This is a genomic window from Pseudorhodobacter sp., assembly GCF_034675685.1.
Taxonomy (GTDB): Bacteria; Pseudomonadota; Alphaproteobacteria; order Rhodobacterales; family Rhodobacteraceae; genus Pseudorhodobacter.
Window position 1 is genome coordinate 49,518 of the sequence record NZ_JAUCDA010000009.1, and the last position, 25,073, is coordinate 74,590.

A 25,073-nucleotide genomic window follows, 5' to 3' on the forward strand; every position below is an offset into this window, starting at 1 on the left:
CCCCCTTAGAACGTCTTTGTCAGGAACAGGTTGATCGAACGCTCTGCCCCTTTCATTTCTTCGTATGATGTGTAGCTGCGGTCGGTGATGTTGTTGACCTCGGCCACAAGGCTCAGATCATGGCCCAGATCCATATCGGCGCGCATGTTCAAGGTGCCGTAGCCCCCAGCCGAGCCGATAACGGTGCCGCCGTCATTGCGGAAATCGACACCGCTTTCCCCGCGCACAAACACATCAAAGCTGCCCGACATATCGCCGCGTTCCCAGCCCTTGCGCAGACCGATCTTGCCCGCCATTGCCGGAGTGCCGCTGTCAAACGTCTCATATCCATTGGCATAGCCCAGTTTGCGCCGCATCGCCGCAACCGACCCATAGGCCGTAAGGCCCCAAAGGTTCAGGTCCTGTTCGGCGTAAACCTCTAGTCCCCAGCTTTTTGCTGCATCGACGTTTTGATAGGTGCCGCTGCGGCCGGAAATGACTGTGGCAATGTAGTCTTTGGCGTCGGTATAGAAGAGCGTTGCGTCCAGTACCCTGCCGCCTTCTTGATAGCGCGCACCCACTTCGAAGGTGGTAGCGGTTTCAGGGTTCAGGTCGGGATTTCCCGTCAAAGTCACGCCGCCGCCCGTGGTGGTCAGGAACAGCTGTCCCAAGGTCGGGTAGATATAGCCTTGCGAAAGATTGGCCCGTAGCGCGAGGTTTTCATTGCGCGACCAAACCAACCCGGCCGACCCCAGCACCAGACTGTCTGTATTGGACGAAAGCGCGTTTGCCACCCCATTCGTCGTAGAGGCAAGATGATCGGCCGTCACGTCATACCAGCGGGCGCCGACCGTTGCGGTCAATGTGTCGCTCAGGTCCATTTCGTGCTGACCGTAAGCTGACATCGTTTTGATTTGCGCCTTGTCATAGCGCCGTGCTGTGGAAGAGCTCATGATTGTGGTGACGGTTGTTTTATCCGAGGTCAGGCTGTCATCTTCATATTCCAGCCCCACAAGCGTGCGCGAATTTTCCGAGAAATGCAGTTCCGCCCTCAGGTTTACCCCCGAGGTTTTCTGCGCATCCAGCGAGGTGGATAGCACATTCATACTTGCGCTTGGCCCGAATGCGACCGTCACATCGTTGTTGAACTCCCGATCAATCGTCTGGTGATAGACATCCAGATGAAGCGTATCCAGCCATGGGGTAAGATTGGTGCCTTCATAGAAAGCCGAGGCCTTGCGCAGATCGCGGTGTGGCAAGGAAATGATAAAATCGGGGTCGCCGGTATAGACATCCGCCGACAGGTCGTAGGCCTGCGTTTTCATGCCGAACGAATGGTTGCCCAACTGGTAACCTAGATCAAGTGCTGCGGTTTGATCGGCCACGCCCGAGGGGGCCAGCACTCCGTCGGGCGTATCGCGGTTGCCTTGGTTCATCTTGCCGAGGGATACACGATAATCCAGCTTGCCTGCGCCCAGATCAACCATACCCCCGGCAGAGATTGAGGTGCGATACCCCTCTGTCGCCGACATGTAACCGGCGGTTGTCGTCAAAGAGAACGCTTTGTCGCCACCCTTCTTGGTCACGATGTTAATCACCCCGCCAATCGCGCGGCTGCCCGATACGACCGATGAAGACCCGCGCAGCACTTCAATCCGCTCTATCTGGGTGGGGTCAACCATGACAGGCTGGCCATAATTGGTGTGGTCCGTCAGCTTTTGCCCGTCGATCATAATCGCCACGCGCCGCGAGGTCTCACCCCGGATGGCCACCCGTTCGATGCCTTCCTCGCTGATCTGGACGCCGGGCACATCGCGCAACAGGCCGGCGACTGATACGGGCGCGGTCTTTTTCAGGTCGCCCCCTTCAATCACAGCGATCGAAGCTGGATTCTCCATGACTTCGGTCGGAAGACCGGTGCCGATCAGGGTAATCGAACCCAGATTCAGATAATCGGTTTCGGCCCGGAGTGGCGTTGCGGTGGTAAGCGCTGTGCCCAATAGCAGCACGCGCAGCAAAATCTTGCCCGAGGGGGTCATCGTTTCAGTCCTTTTCGCCGGTATCGTGTGGACCCGTTCCCTGGCGAAAGGCTGAGTATGAGGGGGTATGGCGCTGGTAACGCCTTAATTCGTGCTTTGATTTGATATATGTCAATTCCTGATGGTTTTACTTGGAATTATTTTGACCTGTCCTGAAACCGACCGCAAAGCTGCAACAGCTACAGGGGCACTTACCTGTCTGAAGGAACACCCGCAGCCCGGCACCACATGCGTGCATGTGTGAGAGGGGGCAATGGTCGCGTAATGGCGACAACGTGACCTCTGGCTCGCCTGTTGGCCATCGCGCAGAACGCGGGCGGTAAGCGCTTGCAGCCGCGCGTAAAGCGCGGCGAGGACGATTTCGCCGGTGCTGTTCACCTGTGACCTCTGATTGCATGGTGGCACAACAGCAGTCGCGGCGTTCGCACCTGTTCAGGTATCAATCCGGGCGGTTATCGGCTTTTTGTAATGGTGTTTTTGCGGGCTGATGGGTGATGAAAGACATTCAGCATGTTACCGAATACCTCAGCCTTTTTCGCTGAAAGGTGCTATGCGTCCGGCCCCGCCTTAGCCAAGAACCATTGCAGCACAACTTCCGTCGCCGGGCTTCGCTTTGATTGCCGCTGCGCCAAAAGATAGAAGTCCTGGTTCCCCGACAGCCCCTCAGCGCTGACTTGCACCAGGTTCCCCAAGCTGATGTCGCGGGCTGCCAGAAACTTGCTGACAAGTGCAACGCCTTGGCCAGAGAGGGCTGCATCTATGGCGAGCGCAGTCTGGCTCAGATGAAGCCCATGCCCGCTCCGATCCTCTGTGTTTACAGCTTTCAGGAATCTAGGCCAGAGATCATGCGCATCGTGAAGTTTTGGCAAATGCGACAGGGTCGCCGCGCCTATTGGCAAATCGAGCCCCTCGACAAGTTGAGGAGAGGCCACCGCAACGATGTCTTGGCGAAACAAGCGAATTGCGTCTATGGCCGCACCAAAGGGCGGTTGTGCCTGCCGCACCGCCAGGTCGATCCCGTCTCCATGAAAGCTGGAAACCTTCTCTGTTGCCAGAATGCGCAGATCTATTTCCGGGTGCGTCGCCGAAAACTCCGGCAGGTTCGGAATAAGCCATTTCGCGGCGAAGGTAGGCGTCACACTGACAAGAACTTTTCCGGGTTCGGGCTTCAGGATGTTCGTCGCTGATCGCAAATCAGCGAAGGCGGTTGTGACTCTTGCGTGATATCCACGCCCGGCTGCCGTGAATGCCAGACCTTTCGGCAGCCGCTCAAACAGCGGAATACCCAGATGTGCTTCCAGCAGACGGACCTGTTGCGCGACAGCCCCTTGGGTCACGCCCATCTCATCTGCCGCAGCCCGGAAGTTGAGATGACGGCCTGCCGCGTCGAATGCGCGCAATGCATTGAGAGGTGGAAGTGAGGTCATCTGCCAGTAGTATTCCTATTGTCACGACACATCAATCCTGATGCGCTATTTCAGATTAAAAGCTGTAAATATGGGAGCAAGCATAAAAGGAGGCTTCAATGTCTGTAGAAAAAGTCGCACTCATTACCGCAGGTGGCAGTGGCATGGGGGCAGATGCCGCACGTCGACTGGCCTCGGATGGCTTCCGCGTCGGGATTCTATCCTCTTCTGGCAAGGGTGAAGCGCTTGGCGCAGAACTTGGCGGCTTTGGGATAACAGGATCGAACCGCTCTGCTGATGACATCGCAGCCCTTGTGCAGGGCGCAAAGGATCGCTGGGGGCGCGTCGATGTCCTGGTGAACTCGGCAGGGCATGGTCCGAAAGGGCCGGTACTGGAGATTTCTGACGATGACTGGCACGTCGGCATGGAGGTTTATCTGTTGAATGTGATCCGCCCCGCAAGACTGGTCACGCCAATCATGCAAGCGCAGGGCGGTGGGGCCATCATCAATATTTCCACCTTTGCGGCATTCGAGCCTGATCCCCTGTTTCCGACCTCTGGCGTTTTCCGCGCTGGCCTCGCTGCTTTCACCAAACTTTATTCTGACAAATATGCCGCCGATAACATCCGGATGAACAACGTCCTGCCGGGATTTATCGACAGCCTGCCGGAAGCCGAAGATCGCCGCGCGCGAATCCCGCTGGGCCGATATGGGCGCGCGGCGGAAGTGTCCTCATTGATCGGCTGGCTGGCTTCTGCCGAGGGTGGCTACATGACCGGCCAAAACCTGCGAATTGATGGAGGCTTGACCCGTGCCGTCTGACACAGCGATTCTTGCGCGTGACAACGGCAGAACCGCGTTTGTTCTGAAATGGGTAGCTTCCGGCATCCAGATCGCTGCGGAAAAGCGTCCTGTGCCCGGCAGGTTCAGGGTCTTGGCCGTGTTGTCCCACGCCAGGCGTGCGCCGACTGTCAGAACCGCAGTGGAGGCTTTCGGCAGTTGAAAAGCGCCGGTGGCTGCCAGTTCGACCGGATCACCCAGGGCGGCCGAGCCAATGCCGGACCTGACCTCAGCAATAATTTACAATGATCTGTGCTTAAAGCTAAGGTCGAAACGCTAAAGCTGTGATTTCAGCGTATAAATAAGGTTTAGAGCCTCCATCGGCGTCAGTTGATCGGGCAACACCGCGCGCAATTGCGCTTCGATATCCGAGGGCTTTACGGGCTTTATTGCCGGGGCAGGCGGGGCAATGCGGAACAGAGGCAAATCATCAATCAACGCCCGTTGCTTGCCGCTGCCTTCGCGTTCGCCTGCCTCCAACGCTTCCAATACCACCTTCGCGCGGTCGGTAACTGCCTCTGGCAGCCCCGCAAGCCGGGCAACTTGAACGCCATAAGACCGGTCTGCAGCCCCTTTGCGAACTTCGTGCAAGAAGATCACATCACCTTCCCATTCCTTGACGGTGACTGTGGCGTTCTCAACCCCTGCAAGCTTGCCAGCCAGCGATGTCATTTCATGGTAATGTGTGGCGAACAATGCGCGACATTGGTTCTTGTCGTGCAGATATTCCAGCGTTGCCCAGGCAATCGAAAGCCCGTCATAGGTGGCCGTGCCCCGCCCGATTTCATCCAAAATCACCAGGGCGCGCGAATCTGCCTGATGTAAGATCGCTGCCGTTTCCACCATCTCCACCATAAAAGTGGACCGTCCACGTGCCAGATCATCCGAGGCCCCAACCCGGCTGAAAAGTTGACTGACAAGGCCGATATGGGCGCTTTTTGCTGGCACAAAGCTGCCCGCCTGGGCCAGCAGGGCAATCAGCGCGTTCTGGCGCAGGAAAGTTGACTTACCCGCCATGTTAGGCCCGGTCAGCAACCATATTGCAGCGGTTTCCCCTGCTGAGATATCGCAATCATTGGCGACGAATTGCGTATTTCCTTGTTTGCGCAGGGCGCGTTCCACCACGGGGTGCCGCCCGCCCTCGATTTTGAAGGCGCGGCTGTTGTCTACCATGGGTTCCGCCCAGTTTTCTTCGGCGGCCAGATCGGCGAAGGCTGTGCCAAGGTCAATTTCGGCGATTGCGCGCGCGGTTGCAGAAAGCCCGGCTGCATGGTCCAGAATAGCCTGTCGCAGGCTGGAGTAGTGATGTTTTTCAATCTCCAACGTCAGGTTCCCGGCGTTGAGGATCTTGGTTTCCATTTCCGACAGTGGCACAGTGGTAAACCGCACCTGGCCCGCAGTTGTCTGCCGGTGGATAAATGTTTCGGACAGGGGTGCCGACAGCATCTTTTCGGCATGGGTCGTCGTTACATCAACGAAATAGCCCAGAACATTATTGTGCTTGATCTTCAGGCTGCCGATCCCGGTTTGCGCGATGTAATCGGCTTGCATCGCGGCAATAACCGCGCGCCCCTCGTCGCGCAGCTTTCGTGCCTCATCCAGTTCCGGATCATAGCCTGCCGCGATAAAGCCGCCATCCCGCGCCAAAAGCGGCGGTTCTGCGACCAGTGCGGCATCCAGCAGCGCGTGCAACTGGTCATGCCCGGTCAGCGCCGCAGCGGCTTGCTGCAACAGGTCCGGCCCTGTAGCGCCGATAGCCGCAGATAACGCGCGCGCTTGTTCCAACCCGGTTCGAATGGCTGTCAGATCACGTGGCCCGCCCCGGTCCAGCGCCAGGCGTGACAGGGCGCGGTCGGCATCGGGGCATTGGCGCAGAAAGTCGCGTAAATCCACCCGAAACCGGCTCTGTTCAAGCAAAAACCGCACCATGTCCAGCCGATCTTGTATCACCGACAAATCGCGCGACGGTGCCGAAAGGCGTCGCTCCAGCAGTCGGCCGCCCGCCGCTGTCAGCGTCCGGTCAATTGCTGCCAGCAACGACCCCTCTTTCCCCCCCGAAAGCGCTGTTGTTATTTCAAGGTTGCGCCGGGTAGAGGCATCAATTTGTACCAGCCCGCCGGGGTCTTCGTGGATGGGGGGGCGCAAAAGCGGCAGGTTGCCCCTTTGTGTCAGGTCCAGATAGTCGACCAGCGCGCCCATTGCCGAAACCTCGGCCCGATCGAACTGGCCAAACCCTTCCAGTGAGGCCACGCCAAACAGGTCGCACAGCTTGCGCTCTGCCCCGCCGCTGTCAAAACTTGATCGGGCAAGCCGGGTAAGTGCGGGGCCCTCATCTATGGTCAGGTCAAACCCATCAATGACCAGCAATTCCTTGGGCGACAACCGCGCCAGTTCTGGCCCCAACCGGGTTGCGGGGCAGGGCATCACCCGAAATTCACCCGTAGAAATATCGCACCACGCCAGCGCAGACATGTCTCTAACTTCGCTGAAAGCGGCCAGAAAATTGTGGCGGCGCGCATCCAAAAGCGTATCTTCGGTCAATGTGCCGGGGGTGACCAGCCGAACCACATCGCGGGCAACAACCGATTTGGCCCCGCGTTTCTTGGCCTCGGCGGGGTTTTCCATCTGCTCGGCAATCGCCACACGAAAGCCTTTGCGGATGAGCGTCAGCAGATACCCTTCCGCTGAATGTACCGGCACGCCGCACATCGCAATATCTTCGCCCAGATGCTTGCCGCGTTTGGTCAATGCAATATCCAGCGCCGAGGCGGCATTTACCGCATCTTCAAAGAACATTTCATAAAAGTCGCCCATCCGGTAAAATAGCAAAGCGTCCCGGTTTCGGGCCTTTATTTCCAGATATTGCGCCATCATTGGCGTGACAGTCTCTGTGGTCAAGGTGTGCCCCCTAGTTTGGCCCCAACCCTACAAAACCGCAGGCCAAGGGGAAAGGCCAATCCACGCAAGGGTGGCTCCGCTGCGTTCGGCCGCCAAAAAGGCCCGCGCTTGGTATCGGGGAATGCGTGAAAATTCGACCGCTGACACGCCACTGAACAGGTTGGCTGAACCCCGAATGGGGCCAGCACCCCTGTCGTTCGGGGTGCCGGATCACATCGCTACAGCGACTTGCAGCAGTTCAGAAAAGATTTGAAGGCATCAATGTCAGCGCCTCAACGCTAAGGCCCGCGCCATCAGCGATAAGGGCAAGGGGGATGCCATCCAGCAAAAGGGTTGCATCGCCAGAGCCTTCTTGCGTCACCAGTTCGATAAACGGGTCTGGATGCGCGATTGAATCATACATGACAACGATGTCATCCTCATCCGGGTTGTAATCCGTAATATGGGCAAAACCACCATCGCCAATCCAATCGCCGATTGTGAATTGATCTGCACCCTCGCCGCCATGGGCATAGTCGCCCGCGCCGATCATCAACGTATCTTCACCCGTGCCGCCGTTCAGAAAATCGGCATCTTGGCTGTTGGTTGGATTGTTGGCATCAAACCCCCAGATCGTATCATTGCCCGCGTTACCATCCAACGTGTCCTGGCCCGCATCGCCATGCAACTCGTCATTGCCATAGCCACCGGCAAGCCAATCGTCACCCTCGCCCCCGGACAGCGTATCATCATCATCACCGCCAAGGATCGAGTCATCGCCGATATCGCCGGTCATGTTGTCATTATGCATGTGTCCTGCCAGCGAATCATTGCCGTTGCCCCCGTCCAGCAGGTCATTGCCGTCATTGCCCTGAACAAAGTCGTCGTCATCTCCTCCAAGCAGCGTGTCAGCCCCGCTGCCGCCGTCAATATAATCGTCACCCGCGCCGCCATCTATCAAATCGTCACCATCGCGGCCGCCCAGCAGGTCAACACCATCACCGCCGCTGATTGTATCCGCACCGGCATTTCCGGTTAGAATATCATCCCCGTCACCGCCAGTCAGGGTCAGGTTCTCCGGGCCGGGTTCGGCTTCGGTGGGGGGGGTGTCGGTTACGTCGAAACCGGAAGGATCATCTGCTTCGGGTGGTGCTGCGCTTGTGGCGATATCCAGCAGGTCCACGGTTCCCTCGGCCTCATCCCCTGCGGCGGGTGAGGCCTCGGAAAAACTGCCATCTTCGGCGGTATCATCCGACTCTGATTTTGAACCAACGCTCATGACGCCATCGGCCATAAAGCCGGCAAACAGCGCCCCGAACAAACCCAATAATCCCAACATGGCCCCAGCCCCCGCTTGATTGCCCAAATATGCCGCAGATGTCGTTAACCATGATTTTTGGTAAGCATCTGGAATAATTGAGTTTATGCAGGGCAATATGGCACAAAAATGGGCGTGACGCCAGCGAATCGCGGCAGCACAGCGGCGATTTGTTCAAATTTGGTTAAAGCGCCCAAGCGCTGGGGGCTGCCGGCCTGCTGCGCTTAGTCGTTGAAAACCCGCGATGGGTGCAATTCGCCGGCTTTGTACACCCCGACAGCCACGGCGCGGCCCATATAGCTGGCCCATGCCTCATCTCCGAAGTCTGCGTTGGACGTCAGGACCATGCCGGGATTGCCATTTTTCAACCGCGCGGCACCGTCTGCCGTTGTCGGCAGTTCGGGCAGGTCGGTCAGGGCCAGTTCCAGCGGCAACAGATAGGCGTCCAGCGCATCGGTTTTGGCCAGCCTATCCAGTGTTTCAAGGGAAATGCCCTTATCGGCCTCAAATGGGCCGGACCAGGTGCGGCACAACCATTGCACATGGCCAAGGCAGCCCATTGCGGCCCCCAGATCCCGCGCAATCGAGCGAACATAGCCCCCTTTGCCACAGACCATTTCAAGCTCTACATGGTCGGCATCGGGGCGCGCGATCAGATCAAGGCTTTCTACCCAAAGCGGGCGCGCAGCCAGATCCATCTCGCCACCGCCGCGCGCGATGTCATAGGCGCGTTCACCATCGACCTTCACAGCGGAAAATTGCGGCGGCACCTGCAAGATGTCACCGCGAAAGGCGGCCAGGGCGGCAGTGATTTCATTATCCGAAGGGCGGGCGTCGCGGGTTTCGATAACGTCACCCTCGGCATCATCGGTACGGGTAGCGATACCCAGCCGCACCATGAAACGATAGCATTTCAGGGCATCGGTGATGTAGGGGACGGTCTTTGTCGCCTCGCCCAGTGCAATCGCCAAAACGCCGGTCGCATCGGGGTCAAGCGTGCCGGCATGCCCTGCCTTTTGCGCGTCAAACGCCCATTTCACCTTGTTGACCACCGTGGTTGAGGTGATGCCCGCGGGCTTGTCGACCACCAGCCAGCCCGAAATCGCGCGGCCTTTGCGTTTGCGTGCCATTATGATGCCTCTTTGTATGAAAAGCGGGGTGCTATCGTGGGCGGGGTGGCGCGTCAAGATGGCGCTATTTATCCACAACCAAACCCACAATCGGCCCCATCTGAAAACCGAAATCATCGCGACCAAGTTCGGGCGCGTAGAGGCGGCTGATCTTGCCGTCAAAATACAGCGCATTGGGCGTTTTCAGCCCATCGCGAAACAGCCGACCAAATTCGGTAAAGCTGACCGCGCGGCCCGAGATGACCAGATAAGCGGTTTTACCATCGGCTGAAACGCCAACCCCGTTTCGAATATAGCGGCTGTCGCTATCGGGCAAAAAGCGCGGGTGCAGCGCGCCGTCAATCACCAGCATCGGGCCGGATTGAGTGGCAAAGCGGCAGGCGGGTGACTGCGCCTTATAGGCCCGCGATTCGACAACGGCAAAGCTGCCGCGACCCGCGTCTTTGTTGCCGATGCAAAACACCCCATTTGGAAGCAGGCCAAAATTGCCGGGCCCGTTGCTGGTGACAATCCGGCTTCGTTCCACCCCATCCGTCACCAAAAGGCCGACTGGCGCGCGGTCTGCATGGTACATCCCGGCATTCATGGCGAATTGCAGCGTTTTATGCTCTGGCTTCAGCGACATGTTCACGCGGCCAAAGCTGCCCAACACCCCCCCATCAGCATCAGCGTGAAACAGGCGCAGGTCCTGGTTGGCAGAAACCTTGCACAGCGTATAGGGCTGGGCTTCAAAAATCATATCGGTGCAGGCGGCATAGGCCGCAGCAGGGGCGGCCAGCGCCAGAATAAGGGCAGTTAGGGCCCTAAGCCTCATCACCGTCTTCGCTTGGGGGGGCTTCGACATCACGGCGCACCCGTTCATCGGCCAGCAGGCGGCGGGTTTCGTCAAGTTGATCATAGGTGATATCGCGGCGAAAGCGCAGCTCTGGCACATGTTTGATGATCATGCCCTTGCTGACGTGATGGCGCAATTCGCCCTGATGCTTGGCCAGCAGCGCAATCGCACCTTCGACGTCTTCACCACCCAAGGGCATCACATGCACGGTTGCCACCCGCAGATCGGCGGACATCTGCACCTCACCCACGGTGATGTAAAACTTGTTCAGGTCCGGGTCATGCACATCGCCACGCGCCAGCACCTCGGACAAAATCCGGCGGATCAATTCACCAACACGAAGTTGACGCTGCGAAGGCCCCTTGGCCGAGGTAAGGTTTTTATGTGCCATAGGTTCCACATAGGCGCTTTTGTGCCCTGCCGCAACGGGGGCCGCGCGCACAATCACGCAGGTTTTTGCCTAAGATGTTGCGGCGCGCGTGATCTCGGCTGGTGTCAGGCCATATCGGGGCGCGAAATGCTGGCGTGCGGCCACCAGCCGCGCATCATCGGGGCGCATGCCAAGGGTGCGGATAAATTCAATTCTTTGCTGCGATTTCAGCGTCTCGCGGTCAATCGCGGTGCCCATCAGGCGGTCAATGACCTCGCCGCCCGGTGATACATGAAACCAGCGCGAAAAATCGCGGAAATGGTGCTGGTTGTGCAGGGTGGTGACGTGCCGTTCCACCCGCGTTTTCGCCACGGTCAGGTGCGCGGTCATATGAAACCATTCATAGCCCAGAAAGGTGGCGATGCCGCCAACCGGCACAATCGCCACCGCGACGGGCAGCGCATAGGCGGGGGTGATAAGGTGCAGCGCACCCCAAACCACCGCAAAACTGGTACAAAGCACCGGCAGCGCCACCCAGACTGGCACAAAGAACAGCCGCTGATTGGTCGGGAAATCATGGTGGCCGTAATGGGCCTGATACAGCAGGTTGAACGCCCATTGCTGCCGGGGCGGGGGCAAGTGGAAGATGTAGCGATGCAGCGAATATTCATTCAGCATCTGCGCCGGGATGCCCAGAATTACCAAACCCCAGGCCCATAGCGGGCCGTGCAGCGCCAACCACAGGGCCGCTGCCAGCATCACCGCGCTCATCACCCGGACAGACCAGTGTTGATACATAATCTGCAGCCGTTCCATCGCGCCCCCTTTTTCGCGAAATCTTGCCTGATTGTCCGCGCCTTGTCGCGGGTTACGTTGCGCCAAACTCTTGGGCATGCCCCCTTTGCGCCTTGGCATTCTTCACGCTACACAGATGCAAAGCAGCAAAAGGATCGTGCATATGGCTGAGTTACCGGGAATCGTCGTCACTGGGGCCTCGGGCCGTATGGGGCAGATGTTGGTGCGCGGTGTCACGGCATCCGGCAAGGCGCGGCTGGTCGGCTGTGTAGAGCGGCCCGGCCATGACTGGGTGGGCCGTGATATTGGCGAATGTATGGGCGGTGCTGCGCTGGGCGTGGTTGTGACCGATGACCCGCTTGAAGTGTTCGCCGTGGCGCAGGCGGTGATTGATTTTACGGCCCCTGCCGCAACGGTGGAATTTGCGGCCCTCGCGGCCCAGGCCCGTCTGGTGCATGTGATCGGCACCACGGGGATGGAACCCGAACACATCGCCAAACTCGCCCCCGCCGCGCGCCATGCTGTGATCGTGCGGGCGGGGAATATGTCGCTGGGGGTGAACCTGCTGACGCGGCTGACCCAAAAGGTCGCCGCAGCGCTGGACGAAGATTGGGATATCGAAGTGGTCGAGGCGCATCACCGCATGAAGGTTGACGCGCCCTCGGGTACCGCCCTGATGCTGGGTGAGGCGGCAGCCGCAGGCCGGGGTGTGGCGCTGGACCATGTGCGCGATTCTGGGCGTGATGGCATCACAGGTGCGCGCAAGCGCGGCGATATCGGCTTTGCCGCCATTCGCGGTGGCGATGTGGTGGGCGAACATGATGTGATCTTTGCTGCGGATGGCGAGCGTATCGTGCTGCGCCACCTTGCCACCGATCGCGGCATCTTTGCGCGTGGGGCGCTGCGGGCGGCGCTTTGGGGTATTGGCCAAAAGCCGGGCGAATATGACATGATGGATGTTTTGGGGCTGTAAGCCGCTATAAAAACCGCCGAAACGCGTCGGACGCCTCAAGAAAACCCTGCTCGACCAAGGCCTGTGGCCCTGTATATACTTGCGATTGCGCGGGGGTGATGGTGAAAGCGTCACCATCCGTGGCGGCCGCCAATCGCTTGGCATCCTCGGCATGGTCCCATGTGCCTGCGGCCACGGATGCCCGGTCACGGGCCAGATAATCGCCCGCCAGCTTGTAATGGCGCAGCAGCCCGGTCACATCGGCCACCTTCACCCCGCTGGTGCCATGCGGATGGGTCATCAGCTGCGCGCCGGGCAGGTTGCGAACCAGCGAGTGTTTTGACAAAAAGCAATCCTCGCCAAACACCTCGCGCCGCAAGCCGCCGATTTTCAGCGCGACAGCGCCTTGATTGCTGCGCAAGAACCAGTTGAACCCGATTTGGGCGCGGTCATGGTAGGGAACCGATGTCACCTGCCCCAGACTGTAGCGATTGGCCTGCGTCACGACCTTGGGGTAATCCCACAGTTTGCTTTCGCCATAGGGGCCCGGTGCAAACAGATCAAGCATCTGCGCAACCATTGCGGTGAACCCCTGGCCATTCAGATAGGTCAACAATTGCGGCAAAGCGGCGCCCAGCGGCGTCTCGAACATTTCATCCGCATCGACAAACAGCACCCAGCCGCCACGCAAGACCTGACGTGCAGCATGTGTTCGCAACAGCACCTCATAGCGCTTGGCGGGTAGCCTGTTGCGGATCACGGTTACGCCGCCAAAGGTTTTGGCAATGGCGACAGTGTCATCACTGGACCCGTTGTCAACGATCACGATATGGCGCACGCCAAGCGCTTGGTGATGTGCGATAAAAGGGGCGATGAAATAGGCGGCATCTTTCATCAGTGATACCACGGCCACCTCATCCGCGGTCAGTTCCACTTGCGTTGGGCCGTATAGCACGCGGTTGCCACGCGCTACCGCCCGCCGCGCCGCAAAACCCCGCCACCGCCGCCCAATTCCTGCCCAGATACGCCTGATCACTGGCAACCCCTACTGTGTCGTCGTGCCAGATGACAGGGCAAGCGCGGCAATGGCAAGAGCCTGCAAGCCAGATGTGAAACGCCAAAAGCCATGCAGTGCAAGGCTGCGCCAGATCAAAGCTGTGCCAACAAATCTGTATGCCGCGCAATAAAGGCTGCACGCACCTGCACGGGTGGCCTTAGCTGAATTGCCAGACCGCGGATCTGCTGCGGCGCTTGCTTGCCAAAGAATTTATCCGCCTCGGCTTCGGTAAAGCCTGCGATATGCACCGCCTCCAGCCATGCCGAAACATGATCTGCCGATTTTATCGCCTTCTTGATCACGGCAGGCAGAACCGCAGGCAGGCCAAAGCGGATGTGAATGGCCGCCGTCAAGCGATCATCCAGCGCGCCGTAACCCGGCCCAACGGCTGCCTTTACGGGGCTGATCATATCGCCGATCACATATTCCGGCGCATCATGCAAAAGGGCGGCCAATTGCCAGCGAGGGGCCTCACCGGGGTTGGTCTTGCGAAAAATCTCTTCGACCAGCAGGGAATGTTCGGCCACCGAATAGGGCCAATCGCCAAATGTCTGCCCATTCCAGCGGGCAACAAAGGCTAACCCATGGGCGATATCTTCGATCTCTATATCCACGGGGGTCGGGTCCAACAGGTCCAGTCGCCGCCCCGACAGCATTCTTTGCCACGCCCTTGGTTGCTTCACACCCGTTTCCCTCTGCATCGGTCAAGCCGATTTTCCCTGACATTGCTCCGATCAAGATACAATGCTATCTGACCCACAATTGAATAATTGCCAAGGAGTACGGCTTATGCCGAAGGATTATATCGTCAAGGATATCGCGCTGGCCGAATTTGGGCGCAAGGAATTGAACATTGCGGAAACCGAAATGCCGGGGCTGATGGCCTTGCGGACAGAGTTTGGCACATCCAAGCCACTGAAGGGCGCGCGGATTGTCGGATCGCTGCATATGACGATTCAGACTGCGGTATTGATCGAAACGCTGGTGGATCTGGGTGCCGATGTGCGCTGGGCATCTTGCAACATCTTTTCAACCCAGGACCATGCCGCAGCAGCGATTGCGGCAGGCGGCACCCCGGTTTTTGCCATCAAGGGCCAAACGCTGGTTGAGCATTGGGATTACCTTGATCGCTCGTTCATGTTCCCCGAAGGTGCGAACATGATCCTGGATGATGGCGGCGATGCGACTTTGTACGTCCTTTTGGGCGCGCGCGTTGAGGCGGGCGAAACCAACCTGATCGACGTTCCCACATCAGAAGAAGAAGAAGCGATTTTTGCACAGATCAAAAAGCGTATGGCCGCGACGCCCGGCTGGTTCACCAAAACCCGTGATGCAATCAAGGGCGTTTCCGAAGAAACCACAACCGGCGTACATCGGCTTTATGATCTGCATAAAAAGGGGCAACTGCCCTTTCCTGCGATCAACGTGAACGACAGTGTTACCAAGTCGAAATTCGACAATAAATACGGCTGCAAGGAATTGCTGGTTGACGGTATTCGCCGCGCAACCGATACGATGATGGCCGGTAAGGTTGCCGTGGTTTGTGGCTATGGCGATGTTGGCAAAGGCTCGGCCGCATCCTTGCAAGGCGCTGGCGCGCGGGTAAAAGTGACCGAGGTAGACCCGATTTGTGCGCTGCAAGCGGCAATGGACGGGTTCGAAGTTGTGCTGCTGGAAGATGTGGTCGGTTCCGCCGATATCTTCATCACCACCACCGGCAACAGGGATGTGATCCGCATCGAGCATATGCGCGCGATGAAAGATATGGCCATCGTCGGCAATATCGGCCATTTCGACAATGAAATTCAGGTCGCCGCGCTGAAAAACCACAAATGGACCAATATCAAAGAGCAGGTTGACATGATTGAGATGCCTTCGGGCAACCGCTTGATCTTGCTGTCTGAAGGCCGTTTGTTGAACCTTGGCAACGCTACGGGCCACCCGTCTTTTGTGATGTCGGCATCCTTTACCAATCAGGTTCTGGCGCAGATTGAATTGTGGACCAAAGGCGAAGATTATGCGCCCGGCGTCTATATTTTGCCCAAGTATCTGGATGAAAAAGTCGCCCGTCTGCATCTGGGCCGCATTGGCGTAAAACTGACCGAGCTGCGCAAAGAGCAAGCCGATTATATCGGCGTGCCGGTTGAAGGCCCGTTCAAGCCCGAGCATTATCGCTACTAAGCGGTCAATCGGTTTGCCAAAAAATCGGCCCGGCACCCTGCGCCGGGCCTTTTTCATTTTTCAAAACCCAAACAGATCGGCGTTGCTTTGCGCAGAGGCAAAAGCTGCGCAACTTTTCCCTTTGTTTGATTGGGGCATTACGCCTAATGTTTCACAAGTGCCCGGCGTTTGTAGGGCTTATGATGAAATATAACCAAAACGGAGCGACTGAAGATGAGCAAGAGAGACGATCTGATCGCAAAATACGCCGACGACCTGCGCAACAAATGCGGGATGGAGCCGGACATGGCGCTGTTGACCAAGGTAACGATTGGATGCGGCCCTGCGATCTATAACGCCGACAGCTCTACCGTTGCGGGCAGCGACCCTACGGAACTGGAAACCGTAAAGAAAAACTTTCTGATGAAGAAACTTGGCCTTGCGGATAGCCCGGCCTTGATGGAGGGCATTGACGCCGTCATCAACACCTATGGCAAGTCGGAGCGGAGCAAGTATCGCGCGGTGGTCTATTATATGCTGGCAAAGCATTTCAACAAGGAATCCGTTTACGCCTGAGGGGTGTCGAAACACCAGCCAAAACGCCCGCCAAGCAATTGCGCGGGCGTTTTGGTTAGCAGAGTGCTGATAAAACGCCATGCGTGTTGCATCAATTTTTTATAGTTTGGCTTTTGCACCAACCCCGCGAATACGCTACAGATAAACCCATAGGGCAGTATGCCCGGGACCTTTCAATCAGAACACGTGTGGTGCTAGGGAGCGCGTGGGTAGGAAGGAGGGTCCTGATGGGGTCGGGGCCCTCCTGTTTTCCGGCTTGGTTCTGCCCGCCGTGATCACCCGCCCTTGTTTTGCATGCCGTAGACTCGGCGTTTCATGGCGGCCCAAAGCGGGGTCTGGCTGACAAAAATCAAGATCACGCTGACAAACAGCATCAGCGACAACGGGCTGGTCACAACGCCTTCCATAAACTTCGGCAGGCTTTCGCGGACAGAAATGATCGCCCGCCGCCAGTTGTCATCCAGTAACCGCGACAAGATCACACCCAGAATGACTGGCCCCAGCGGGTAATCATACAGCTTCATGAAATAGCCAAAGACGCCAAAACCAAGCATCCAATAGACATCGGTGATAGAGGTATTGACGGCATAAGCCCCGACAATCGACAGCAGGAAGATAAGCGGAATCAGAATTGCGCGCGGCATTTCAACGATCCTGGTAAAGACACGAACGCCGGTCAGGCCAAAGATCAGCATGAAGAAATTGGCCATGACCAACGCGCCGACGATAAACCAGAACATATCGGGTTTGTCGATCATCAGCATCGGGCCGGGGTTCAACCCGTGAACATATAGCGCCCCGATCATGATCGCCGTTACCGCATCGCCGGGAATACCCAGCGTCATCATTGGAATGAACGCCCCCCCCACGGCGGCGTTATTTGCGGTTTCGGGCGCAATCAGCCCTTCCATCGCGCCCTCGCCAAACGGCACCTCGGGGTTTTTGGTAATTCGCTTGGCGTGGTCATAGGCCATCAGGGCCGCAATATCGCCCCCCGTACCGGGCAACGCCCCGATAATCACCCCGATGGATGAAGTTTGCAGGCTAAGCGGCAGGTGTTTGCGAATACTGGCCCATGACGGAACAATCCGCCCGATCTTTTGCTTGATCGCGGGTGTGTCGATATGGTGCAATTGCGTCAGCGCCTCGGACACGCCAAAAAGCCCGATCATCACCGCGATGAACGAAACCCCTTGCCGCAGCAATGGAATGTCAAAGGTGAAACGCTCGGTAAAGGTCAGCGGGTCCATACCCACCGAACCAATCCCGATGCCCAAAGCGCCTGCAAAAATCCCTTTGGTCAGGCTGCCATTGGAAAGTGAGCCAACCAGCAAAATGCCCAGTAGCGCCAGCAGCATGTAATCGCGCGGCTGAAAGCGCAGCGCAAAGCCGGCAACCAGCGGGGCGGCGGCGGCAAGCACCGCGATCCCGATCAGCCCGCCAAAGAAGGACATTACGGTCGTCACCCCGATCGCCACGCCCGCCTCGCCCTTTTGCGCCATCGGATAGCCATCAAGCGCCGTGGCAATCGCCGAAGGTGCGCCGGGAATGTTCAGCAAAATCGCGGTGCGCGACCCACCATAAACCCCGCCCATATAGATGCCGATCATCAACGAAATCGCGGGGTATACATCCCATGAAAACGTGAATGAGATCAGGATAGAGACTGCCATCGTCACCGACAGCCCCGGAATTGCACCGATATAAATACCCGCAAACGTACCAAGCGCCACAAGTGCCAGCAGCTCAGGTTGGGTCAGCACAGTGCTGAACGCGCTAAAGGCTTCCCACATCCTAAGGCGCCCCGCCAAACAGCGCGCGCAGCCAGGCCAGCAGCGCGCCTTCGGGCACAATTCCCACGGGCATCAGGACTGTGAACACGATGCGGAAGGTCAGATAGATGATCAGCAGCGAAAACAGCCCGGTTGCAATGCTGAACGCCCAGCCTTGTTTGCCCAAAATCTGGATCGAAACTATCAGGAACAGGGCCGAAACCGGCAAAAATCCCAGCGGTTTCAACAGCAGGGCATAGGCAAGCAGCATCGCCATCATCACCAGAACCAAGGGCGGTAAAACCTGCTGCCAAAAGAGGCCCCTTGGCGCAGCGCGCTGCCGCACTGTCTGGCCAAGCACGAGGCCTGCGGTAATGACCATCACGAATGTTGTGGCCATCGGTATACCCCCGGGCGCGCTCAACGCCTCAAACCCGGAAATGCCGTAAGCACTATAGAGCAGAAACACGCTGAGCCCGGTCAGGAAGATCGCAAACAGCAATTCTCCGGGGCGGCGCTGTTTGGGCGATTGCATGCGGATCTCCTGATATGGGTTGGCCCGTGCGCGAAGGTGGTCGCGTTGGCGGGGCCGTATTTGGCCCCGCCCCAAAGCCCGATCAGGGGCGCGCGATGCCAAAATCTTCGGGCGACTTTTTGGTCAGCCCGGCATCTTGCATCAGCCATGTGGTCGTTTGCTGCCATTTGGTCAGAAACGCCTGGGCCTCGGCCCCCGAAATTCCCATCATCGTATAGCCGCGCCCTGTCATCTGCTGAACGAAATCTGGTGTTTTGGCAGCTTCGGCATAGGCGGCCGACAGTTTGGCAACCACATCATCGGGCGTGCCATTCTTGACGAACACACCAAAAAACGGCCCCCAGGGCAGCATGGGTTCAAATTCCGGGTTGGTAGAGGTGATGGTCGCGATGTCTGGTGCAGATGTCGCGGGGGCAACATCAAACAGCGCCAGCGGCTTCATTGTGCCGGCGCGGATGCCTTCTATCGCAAGGCCCAAAACGACAGGCATCACATCAATCGCACCGCCTTGCAGGGCTGTCAGTGCCGGGCCGTCGCCATCATAGGGTACAAAAATCACTGGCAAATCAGTGGTCGACTTGATCATCGCGGTCACAACCGACGGCAAGCCGCCGGGGCCGGTAGAGCCAAAGCGCACGGTGTCGGGATTGGCTTTGATATAGTCGAGCATTTCCGGGTAGGTGTTGTAGGGCGCATCCTTGCCGGCAACCAGCAACGGGGTGCCGCGTGCCAGCAAAGTGATCGCGGTGAAATCGCTGTAATCCTTGTCACCAAGGCCCATGACCTTGTAAAGCAACGGGTTTTCGGCGCCCATCAGCAATGTATAGCCATCCCCCTCGGCCTCGGCCACATGGTTCAGCGCAATCGCACCAACGCCGCCCGTCATGTTTTGCATGACGACCGAACCGCCAAGCAGCCCTTCGGCATATGGCGTGACCGAGCGCATGACAGTATCGGTAGAGCCGCCTGCACCCCATTGAATGATGCCTTGAATTTCCTTTTCCGGATATTCGGCAACTGCCATCCCCGCCGACAGGCCAAGCGCGATCACGGCGCTGATGAGTTTACGAGACATTCCTGTCCTCCCCTTTGTGTTTATTCTCTGCCAAGTCTTGCTTCCCTTGCAAGTCGCCCGTGTAAAATGGTCAGGTTGAAAGGCTTGTCAAGCATGAGATATGGTTTGGCCGCAAGGGTTTGCTTTCCGGCCTGTGGCCCGTTTGGCTGGGTGCCCGTGCGCCGCCGCGGTTACGCAACCAGCCAATACCCCCATGGCAGCCTTTGCTTGCCAGAACGCGTTCGGGGCCTTGGCTGAATGCGATCATGTGCAATACACCCTAAGTCGTCAGGCCACCCATGCGCCGCACGATCTGCCATTCCTCGGGTGTAACGGGCTGCACTGAAAGCCGCATGTTCTTTATCAGCGCCATGTTTTCCAAACCCGGTTGCTTTTTGCAATCATCCAGCGTGACGGGCTGCAACAGCGGCTCTACCGCCTTTATCATCACACAGTCCCAGCGCGGATCATCAGTGGTGCTGTCAGGCGCGCTGGTCCGGCACACCTCTACTATCCCCACGATTTCCTTGCCGATGTTGGAATGGTAGAAAAACCCAAGATCACCGCGCTTCATCGCGCGCATGTTGTTGCGGGCCTGATAGTTTCGTACCCCGCTCCATTCTTCGCCCGCGCAGCCTTTGGCCAGCTGATGATCCCAGCCCCAGACATCGGGTTCCGATTTGAACAGCCAATAGGCCATCAGCCCACAACCTTTTTCCATTCCGAAAGGGTGACCGAGGCAAATAACCCGGCCAATGCATAGGGGTCTGCCGCTGCCCAATCCTGTGCGTGTTGCAGCGTATCTACATCAAGCACGACCAGCGATCCGTTCATCTCGCCCTCTGGGGTCAGCAACGGGCCGGCCATTTCAACCACGCCAGTACTGTTTATATAGGCCAGATGGGCCGCGCGATTGTCTTTGCGCAATTGCAGGGCACCGGGTTTATCATGGCAGAAAAGAGCGACGCGCATCAAGGTTTACTCCTGTTTCAAAGGCCGGGACATGAGGGCGCGGATAGCATCCTCAAGCGTGATCTTGTGTTGGGTCAGGCCCGCAACCATCTGCGTTACCGGCATGTCTATCCCCTGTTTGCGCGCCAGTGTAGCCACGGCTGCGGCTGTCGCAACCCCTTCAACCGTCATCGCGGGGTCAAACGCGGCCCCCGCGCCCAGCGCTGTACCAAAGCGGTAGTTGCGCGACTGATCCGAGGTGCAGGTCAGCACCAGATCGCCAAAGCCTGACAGCCCGCTCAGGGTTTCCGATCTTGCGCCAAGGTGCAAGGCAAGCCGTGTCAGTTCGGCAAAGCCACGGGTCATCAGGGCGGCGCGTGCGCTTTCACCCAGCTGCGCACCCATCACTATGCCCGCCGCAATGGCGATCACATTCTTCACCGCACCGCCAAATTCGGCGCCTGTTACATCGGTTGTGCGGTACAGGCGCAAGACCTCGGTCGAAAGCTGGTGTTGCAGCGCCTCGCCCGCTGTCGCATCGGCGCAGGCAAGCGTCAGCGCGGTGGGCAAGCCCCTGGCGATGTCAGACGCAAAGCTTGGCCCTGTCAGAATGGCCGCCGTTGCGCCAGGGCAATGTGCGATGATAACCCCTGTCGGGCCCAGCCCCGTGGTCAGGTCCACCCCCTTGCAGCAAGCCACCAGCCTTTGGCCCTGAAACAATCCGGCATGATCTGCCAAAAACCGGCCCATTGCCTGCGCGGGCAGGGCCAGCAGCACGGTGCTTGCCTGTGCCACTTCGGCCACGTCTTTGGCCACTGTTACCAAAGCGGGCAGTTCAGCCCCCGGCAGGCGTGCGATGTTCCGCCCGGTCTGCCCCCGGCCCCACAGCATAACCGGCCCCTTGGCCGCCAAACTTATCGCCAAAGCGCCGCCAAACGCGCCGGCGCCAATTATCCCGATCATAGCTTTGCCCCCTTTTTGCCATAGCCAAGCAGGGCAGGGCTGGTTTGGTCAAGCGGCCAACGGGGGCGGGCTGACAAGGTCAAATCGTCATACTCACCCATACGGAACCGTTCGATCCCGGCCCAGGCAATCATCGCTGCGTTATCGGTGCACAGGGAAAGAGGCGGGGCAATAAACTGCACCCCTGTTTCGGTGCAAACAGTCTCTAACGCTGCACGAATGGCTTGGTTCGCGGCCACGCCACCCGCCACAGCCAGCGTCGCAACGGGCGCAATCGCCAAGGCGCGGCGGGTCTTTTCGGCGATCACATCGACCACAGCCGCCTGAAACCCGGCACATAGGTCGGCGCGGTCTGTCCGGGTCAATCCACCCTTTTGCGCGATCACCTTGTCGCGCGCGCGCAGCAATGCGGTCTTCAGGCCCGAGAATGACATGTCACAGCCGGGCCGGTCCAGTAGCGGCCGCGGCAAGGCAAAGCGCCTGGGGTCGCCCTTGCGCGCCTCTGCCTCGACATTGGGGCCGCCGGGTTGCGGCAGGCCCAGCACCTTGGCCACTTTATCAAAGGCCTCGCCCGGCGCATCGTCAATAGAGCCGCCCAGCCGTGTAAAGCTGTCTGGCCCATCAACGCGCAAATATTGGCAATGCCCCCCCGAGACCAAAAGCATCAGGTAAGGAAAATCCAGGCCATCGGTCAGGCGTGGGGTCAGCGCATGGCCTGCCAGGTGGTTCACCCCGATCAACGGCAGCCCCGTGGCAGCCGAAAGCCCCTTGCCGCACATCACGCCCGCCAACACGCCCCCGATCAACCCCGGCCCTGCGGTCACCGCGATTCCATCCAGATCACCAAACCCCAGACCCGCAGCCATCATGGCCTGCGCCACGCACCCATCGATTCGTTCTGCATGCGCGCGCGCGGCGATTTCGGGCACCACACCACCAAAGGCCGCGTGCAGGCTGGTCTGGCCTTCAACGACAGCGCCAAGAATTTGCCGTCCTTCCGGCCCATCGCGCACGACGGCGGCGGCTGTGTCATCACAACTGCTTTCAATGCCAAGAAGGGTAATGGTTTGTCGCATGTCAGGCCCGTTGCCAGAGGGTTTTATTGCAGGTAACACCTGCACCATGGCCATACAATCCCGCCGACCCGCCTTTCTGCTTACGCGCCCTGCTGCACAGAGCCACCGTTTTGCCACGAGTTTGCGGCAGCGGTTCGGAAATGACATCGCGATTACCATCAGCCCCCTGATTGCGCCAAGCTTTATAGCGTCGCCTTTGCCCGCCGGGCCTGTTGAGGCGCTTATCTTCACCTCGGAAACGGGTGTGGCGGCCTATATGGCCCATGCGATGCGGCCAGATACCTTGCCAAAGCGCGCGTATTGTGTGGGAAACCGTACCGCCAAAGCCGCTGCACTGGCCGGGTTAGAGCCGATTTCAGCCGATGGTGATGCTGTGGCGCTGATTGCGTTGATCTGCGCGCAACGCCCTTCGGGGCGCTTGTTGCATATTTGCGGTGAACAAACGCGCGGGGCGGTCGCAGAGGTGTTGACCAAGGCTGGAATACCTGCAGAGGCCTGTATCTTGTACCGTCAGGCCGAACAGCCGCTGACCAAGCCCGCCATTGCCTTGCTGCAGGGTAAAACCCCGGTGTTGGCCCCCTTGTTTTCGCCGCGCAGTGCCACGCTGTTTCGCAAGCAGGTATCCAGCCTTGGCCCCTTGGCCCCGCTGATCTGCGTCGTTCTCAGCAAGGCGGTGGGCGACACATTGTCCGGGTTGGAGATTGCAAAGCTGTGGTATGCAGACAGGCCAACCGCCGAGTCGCTGCTGGCTGCGATCGAGGGTTTTTATCCTCCGGCCTGAATGGCCCAAGGCCGGCGGCCAAAGGTAGATGACTTGAGCCTGCGGCCCAGTCGGTCTAGATTAAAAAAAATCCCCGGTCGTTTGGGGTGTGGAAATGGAGGCGCAGTGATGGCTATCCCAAAGACTCCGCGAAAACGCGCGGATAAACCAGACGGGGGCAAGCCCGCTGACGCAGCAAAAGCGGTGATTGATCCTGCCGCACCCAAGATCAGTTCAGATACGGGTGAGTATGTGGTCGTGCCCGCTGCGCAAAGACCCGCGCAAGAACCGGGTTTGAAATTGGATAAAGCTGCCGAAGCCGCCAGCGCCGCTTCTGCGCCCGATGCGCTGTTGGATAAGGCTGTAGAGACAGCGGTTGAGCAAGCCGTTGTTCCGGGCGATTCCAGCATCCAACCCGCCCCCGATCTATCTACCCCCGATCTATCTACCCCCGATCTATCTACCCCCGATCTGCCTACCCCCGATCTGCCTACCAACGCCGAGCCCGGCTCTGGGCGGCCCCCGCAAGAGCCCGCGAAACAGGCTAAGCGCCCGCAGGCCGATGCGCCTGCGGCTTTACCCAGTTCTGCGCCAAGCGTCATCAAGTCCGGCCCGGGCTTTGTGCCCTTGGTGTTGGGTGGTGTTGTGGCTGCGGGATTGGGCTTTGGCTTGGCGCGTTATGTTGTGCCCGAAGGTTGGCCAGTGCCGGGGGCTACCCCGCTGCAAGCGCAGCTAAGCCAACAGGGCGATGAGATTGCAGCCCTGCGCGCTGAAATACTGGCCTTGCCCAAGGAAAACGATACCGCGGCGCTGCAAGACGCGCTTGCCAGTGTTCAGGCCGCAGCCGCGACTGCGCTTGAAACTGCCGAGGCCGCGAAACTTGCAGCGGCCAATATCCCCGACGCAGTGGCAAACCAAGATCTGACGCCGCGCCTTGCCGCCCTTGAAGATCGTGTTGCCGCTGTTGAGGCCCAGCCAAGCGCGGGGGCAGCAGTTGACCCTGCCGTTATCACACGGTTGAACGCCGAGATTGACGCCTTGCGTGCAGGGCTGGAGGCGCAAAAAATTGCCTCTGAAAATCTTGTGTTCAAGGCCGAAGCTGTGCGCGCTGATGCGGTCGAACAGGCGGAATCGGTGCTGTTGCAAGCGGCGCTGACCAAGGTAGAGGCGGCCATGCAAAACGGCGCAACCTTTGCCGAGCCTTTGGCGATGCTGGCAAATGCCGGTGTGGTGGTGCCCGCGGTTCTGACCCAGACGGCGGAAAGCGGCGTGCCAACCATTGCAGCCCTGACCCAAGAATTTGATGCCCCCGCCCGCATTGCGCTGCAAAAGGGCTTGCGTGGTAATATGGGCAGCACCTGGTCTGACAGATTCGGCTCTTTCCTGCGCAGCCAAACCGGCGCGCGGTCGCTGACGCCCAAGGAAGGCGACGACCCCGACGCGGTTCTGTCGCGGGCCAATGCAGCCGTTGCAAAAGGCGATCTGCAAACCGCCCTGACCGAAATCGCCACCCTGCCCGAAACGGCGCAAGCGGCGCTTTCGGCATGGGGTGAACAGGCTAAACTGCGTCTTGACGCACAGGCAGCGACTGTCGAATTGGCGACAGCGTTGAGCGAAAGGTAACCC

At 58.7% G+C, this 25,073-nt stretch carries 24 protein-coding genes; 6 read left to right on the forward strand and 18 right to left on the reverse strand.

Annotation, left to right across the window (positions count from 1 at the left end; translation table 11 throughout):
* Window positions 1-5: 5 nt before the first annotated feature.
* The gene (locus VDP61_RS08280; RefSeq protein WP_323006462.1) at window positions 6-2,018 is read right to left on the reverse strand and encodes a TonB-dependent receptor; all 2,013 of its coding nucleotides are present in this window, start codon (window positions 2,016-2,018) and stop codon (window positions 6-8) included.
* A gap of 548 nt (window positions 2,019-2,566) precedes the next feature.
* Window positions 2,567-3,445, reverse strand: coding sequence for a LysR substrate-binding domain-containing protein (locus VDP61_RS08285; RefSeq protein ID WP_323006463.1), 879 nt, complete (start codon window positions 3,443-3,445; stop codon window positions 2,567-2,569).
* 98 nt (window positions 3,446-3,543) lie between these two features.
* Between VDP61_RS08285 and VDP61_RS08290 the strand changes: the two genes are divergently transcribed.
* The gene (locus tag VDP61_RS08290) at window positions 3,544-4,248 is read left to right on the forward strand and encodes an SDR family oxidoreductase (protein ID WP_323006464.1); all 705 of its coding nucleotides are present in this window, start codon (window positions 3,544-3,546) and stop codon (window positions 4,246-4,248) included.
* On the opposite strand, the gene VDP61_RS08295 is transcribed toward VDP61_RS08290, so the two are convergent.
* The 7 genes from VDP61_RS08295 to VDP61_RS08325 form a co-directional block, all read right to left on the reverse strand.
* Window positions 4,159-4,506 (reverse strand): DUF2190 family protein, encoded by a 348-nt coding sequence (locus VDP61_RS08295; protein ID WP_323006555.1) that lies wholly within the window; start codon window positions 4,504-4,506, stop codon window positions 4,159-4,161. The genes VDP61_RS08290 and VDP61_RS08295 overlap by 90 nt on opposite strands.
* A gap of 36 nt (window positions 4,507-4,542) precedes the next feature.
* Window positions 4,543-7,164: a DNA mismatch repair protein MutS gene (gene mutS / locus VDP61_RS08300; RefSeq protein ID WP_323006465.1), complete on the reverse strand. Its 2,622-nt coding sequence runs from the start codon at window positions 7,162-7,164 to the stop codon at window positions 4,543-4,545.
* Window positions 7,165-7,402: 238 nt separating this feature from the next.
* Window positions 7,403-8,482, reverse strand: a complete 1,080-nt coding sequence (locus VDP61_RS08305; protein ID WP_323006466.1) for a calcium-binding protein — start codon at window positions 8,480-8,482, stop codon at window positions 7,403-7,405.
* 203 nt (window positions 8,483-8,685) lie between these two features.
* On the reverse strand, window positions 8,686-9,591 hold the full coding sequence (gene truB / locus VDP61_RS08310) for a tRNA pseudouridine(55) synthase TruB (RefSeq protein ID WP_323006467.1): 906 nt from the start codon (window positions 9,589-9,591) through the stop codon (window positions 8,686-8,688).
* A gap of 64 nt (window positions 9,592-9,655) precedes the next feature.
* Window positions 9,656-10,405: a phosphodiester glycosidase family protein gene (locus tag VDP61_RS08315; RefSeq protein ID WP_323006468.1), complete on the reverse strand. Its 750-nt coding sequence runs from the start codon at window positions 10,403-10,405 to the stop codon at window positions 9,656-9,658.
* On the reverse strand, window positions 10,395-10,817 hold the full coding sequence (gene rbfA, locus VDP61_RS08320) for a 30S ribosome-binding factor RbfA (protein ID WP_323006469.1): 423 nt from the start codon (window positions 10,815-10,817) through the stop codon (window positions 10,395-10,397). The genes VDP61_RS08315 and rbfA overlap by 11 nt, the downstream gene beginning before the upstream one ends.
* Before the next feature lie 69 nt (window positions 10,818-10,886).
* The gene (locus VDP61_RS08325) at window positions 10,887-11,612 is read right to left on the reverse strand and encodes a sterol desaturase family protein (RefSeq protein WP_323006470.1); all 726 of its coding nucleotides are present in this window, start codon (window positions 11,610-11,612) and stop codon (window positions 10,887-10,889) included.
* A gap of 142 nt (window positions 11,613-11,754) precedes the next feature.
* Between VDP61_RS08325 and dapB the strand changes: the two genes are divergently transcribed.
* Complete coding sequence (gene dapB / locus VDP61_RS08330; protein WP_323006471.1) at window positions 11,755-12,564, forward strand: 4-hydroxy-tetrahydrodipicolinate reductase; 810 nt, start codon at window positions 11,755-11,757, stop codon at window positions 12,562-12,564.
* A 4-nt stretch (window positions 12,565-12,568) separates the two neighbouring features.
* Here dapB and VDP61_RS08335 read toward each other — a convergent pair whose 3' ends face one another.
* Both VDP61_RS08335 and VDP61_RS08340 read right to left on the reverse strand, forming a co-directional pair.
* Window positions 12,569-13,579 carry a glycosyltransferase family 2 protein gene (locus VDP61_RS08335; protein WP_323006472.1) on the reverse strand — a complete coding sequence of 337 codons (1,011 nt, stop codon included), beginning with the start codon at window positions 13,577-13,579 and terminating at the stop codon, window positions 12,569-12,571.
* Between the two features lie 113 nt (window positions 13,580-13,692).
* On the reverse strand, window positions 13,693-14,301 hold the full coding sequence (locus VDP61_RS08340; RefSeq protein WP_323006473.1) for an HD family hydrolase: 609 nt from the start codon (window positions 14,299-14,301) through the stop codon (window positions 13,693-13,695).
* Between the two features lie 88 nt (window positions 14,302-14,389).
* Here VDP61_RS08340 and ahcY point away from each other — a divergent pair, with 88 nt between their 5' ends.
* Together ahcY and VDP61_RS08350 are read left to right on the forward strand one after the other, a co-directional pair.
* Window positions 14,390-15,781 (forward strand): adenosylhomocysteinase, encoded by a 1,392-nt coding sequence (gene ahcY, locus VDP61_RS08345; protein ID WP_323006474.1) that lies wholly within the window; start codon window positions 14,390-14,392, stop codon window positions 15,779-15,781.
* A 213-nt stretch (window positions 15,782-15,994) separates the two neighbouring features.
* The gene (locus tag VDP61_RS08350; protein ID WP_323006475.1) at window positions 15,995-16,336 is read left to right on the forward strand and encodes a DUF2853 family protein; all 342 of its coding nucleotides are present in this window, start codon (window positions 15,995-15,997) and stop codon (window positions 16,334-16,336) included.
* Between the two features lie 275 nt (window positions 16,337-16,611).
* Here VDP61_RS08350 and VDP61_RS08355 read toward each other — a convergent pair whose 3' ends face one another.
* The 7 genes from VDP61_RS08355 to tsaD form a co-directional block, all read right to left on the reverse strand.
* Window positions 16,612-18,129 carry a tripartite tricarboxylate transporter permease gene (locus VDP61_RS08355; protein ID WP_323006476.1) on the reverse strand — a complete coding sequence of 506 codons (1,518 nt, stop codon included), beginning with the start codon at window positions 18,127-18,129 and terminating at the stop codon, window positions 16,612-16,614.
* Between the two features lies 1 nt (window position 18,130).
* Entirely contained in the window at window positions 18,131-18,643 is a 513-nt protein-coding gene (locus VDP61_RS08360; protein WP_323006477.1) for a tripartite tricarboxylate transporter TctB family protein, read from the reverse strand.
* Window positions 18,644-18,725: 82 nt separating this feature from the next.
* The gene (locus VDP61_RS08365) at window positions 18,726-19,718 is read right to left on the reverse strand and encodes a tripartite tricarboxylate transporter substrate binding protein (protein ID WP_323006478.1); all 993 of its coding nucleotides are present in this window, start codon (window positions 19,716-19,718) and stop codon (window positions 18,726-18,728) included.
* Window positions 19,719-19,977: 259 nt separating this feature from the next.
* A complete protein-coding gene (locus VDP61_RS08370; protein ID WP_323006479.1) occupies window positions 19,978-20,397 on the reverse strand; it encodes an EVE domain-containing protein in 420 nt (139 codons plus the stop codon).
* Window positions 20,397-20,669, reverse strand: a complete 273-nt coding sequence (locus tag VDP61_RS08375; protein WP_323006480.1) for a YciI family protein — start codon at window positions 20,667-20,669, stop codon at window positions 20,397-20,399. The genes VDP61_RS08370 and VDP61_RS08375 overlap by 1 nt, the downstream gene beginning before the upstream one ends.
* Window positions 20,670-20,675: 6 nt before the next feature.
* A complete protein-coding gene (locus VDP61_RS08380; RefSeq protein ID WP_323006481.1) occupies window positions 20,676-21,611 on the reverse strand; it encodes an NAD(P)H-dependent glycerol-3-phosphate dehydrogenase in 936 nt (311 codons plus the stop codon).
* A complete protein-coding gene (gene tsaD, locus VDP61_RS08385; RefSeq protein ID WP_323006482.1) occupies window positions 21,608-22,687 on the reverse strand; it encodes a tRNA (adenosine(37)-N6)-threonylcarbamoyltransferase complex transferase subunit TsaD in 1,080 nt (359 codons plus the stop codon). The genes VDP61_RS08380 and tsaD overlap by 4 nt, the downstream gene beginning before the upstream one ends.
* A gap of 46 nt (window positions 22,688-22,733) precedes the next feature.
* Here tsaD and VDP61_RS08390 point away from each other — a divergent pair, with 46 nt between their 5' ends.
* Both VDP61_RS08390 and VDP61_RS08395 read left to right on the forward strand, forming a co-directional pair.
* On the forward strand, window positions 22,734-23,468 hold the full coding sequence (locus VDP61_RS08390) for a uroporphyrinogen-III synthase (protein ID WP_323006483.1): 735 nt from the start codon (window positions 22,734-22,736) through the stop codon (window positions 23,466-23,468).
* A 108-nt stretch (window positions 23,469-23,576) separates the two neighbouring features.
* Window positions 23,577-25,070 carry a hypothetical protein gene (locus VDP61_RS08395; RefSeq protein WP_323006484.1) on the forward strand — a complete coding sequence of 498 codons (1,494 nt, stop codon included), beginning with the start codon at window positions 23,577-23,579 and terminating at the stop codon, window positions 25,068-25,070.
* Window positions 25,071-25,073: the final 3 nt, after the last annotated feature.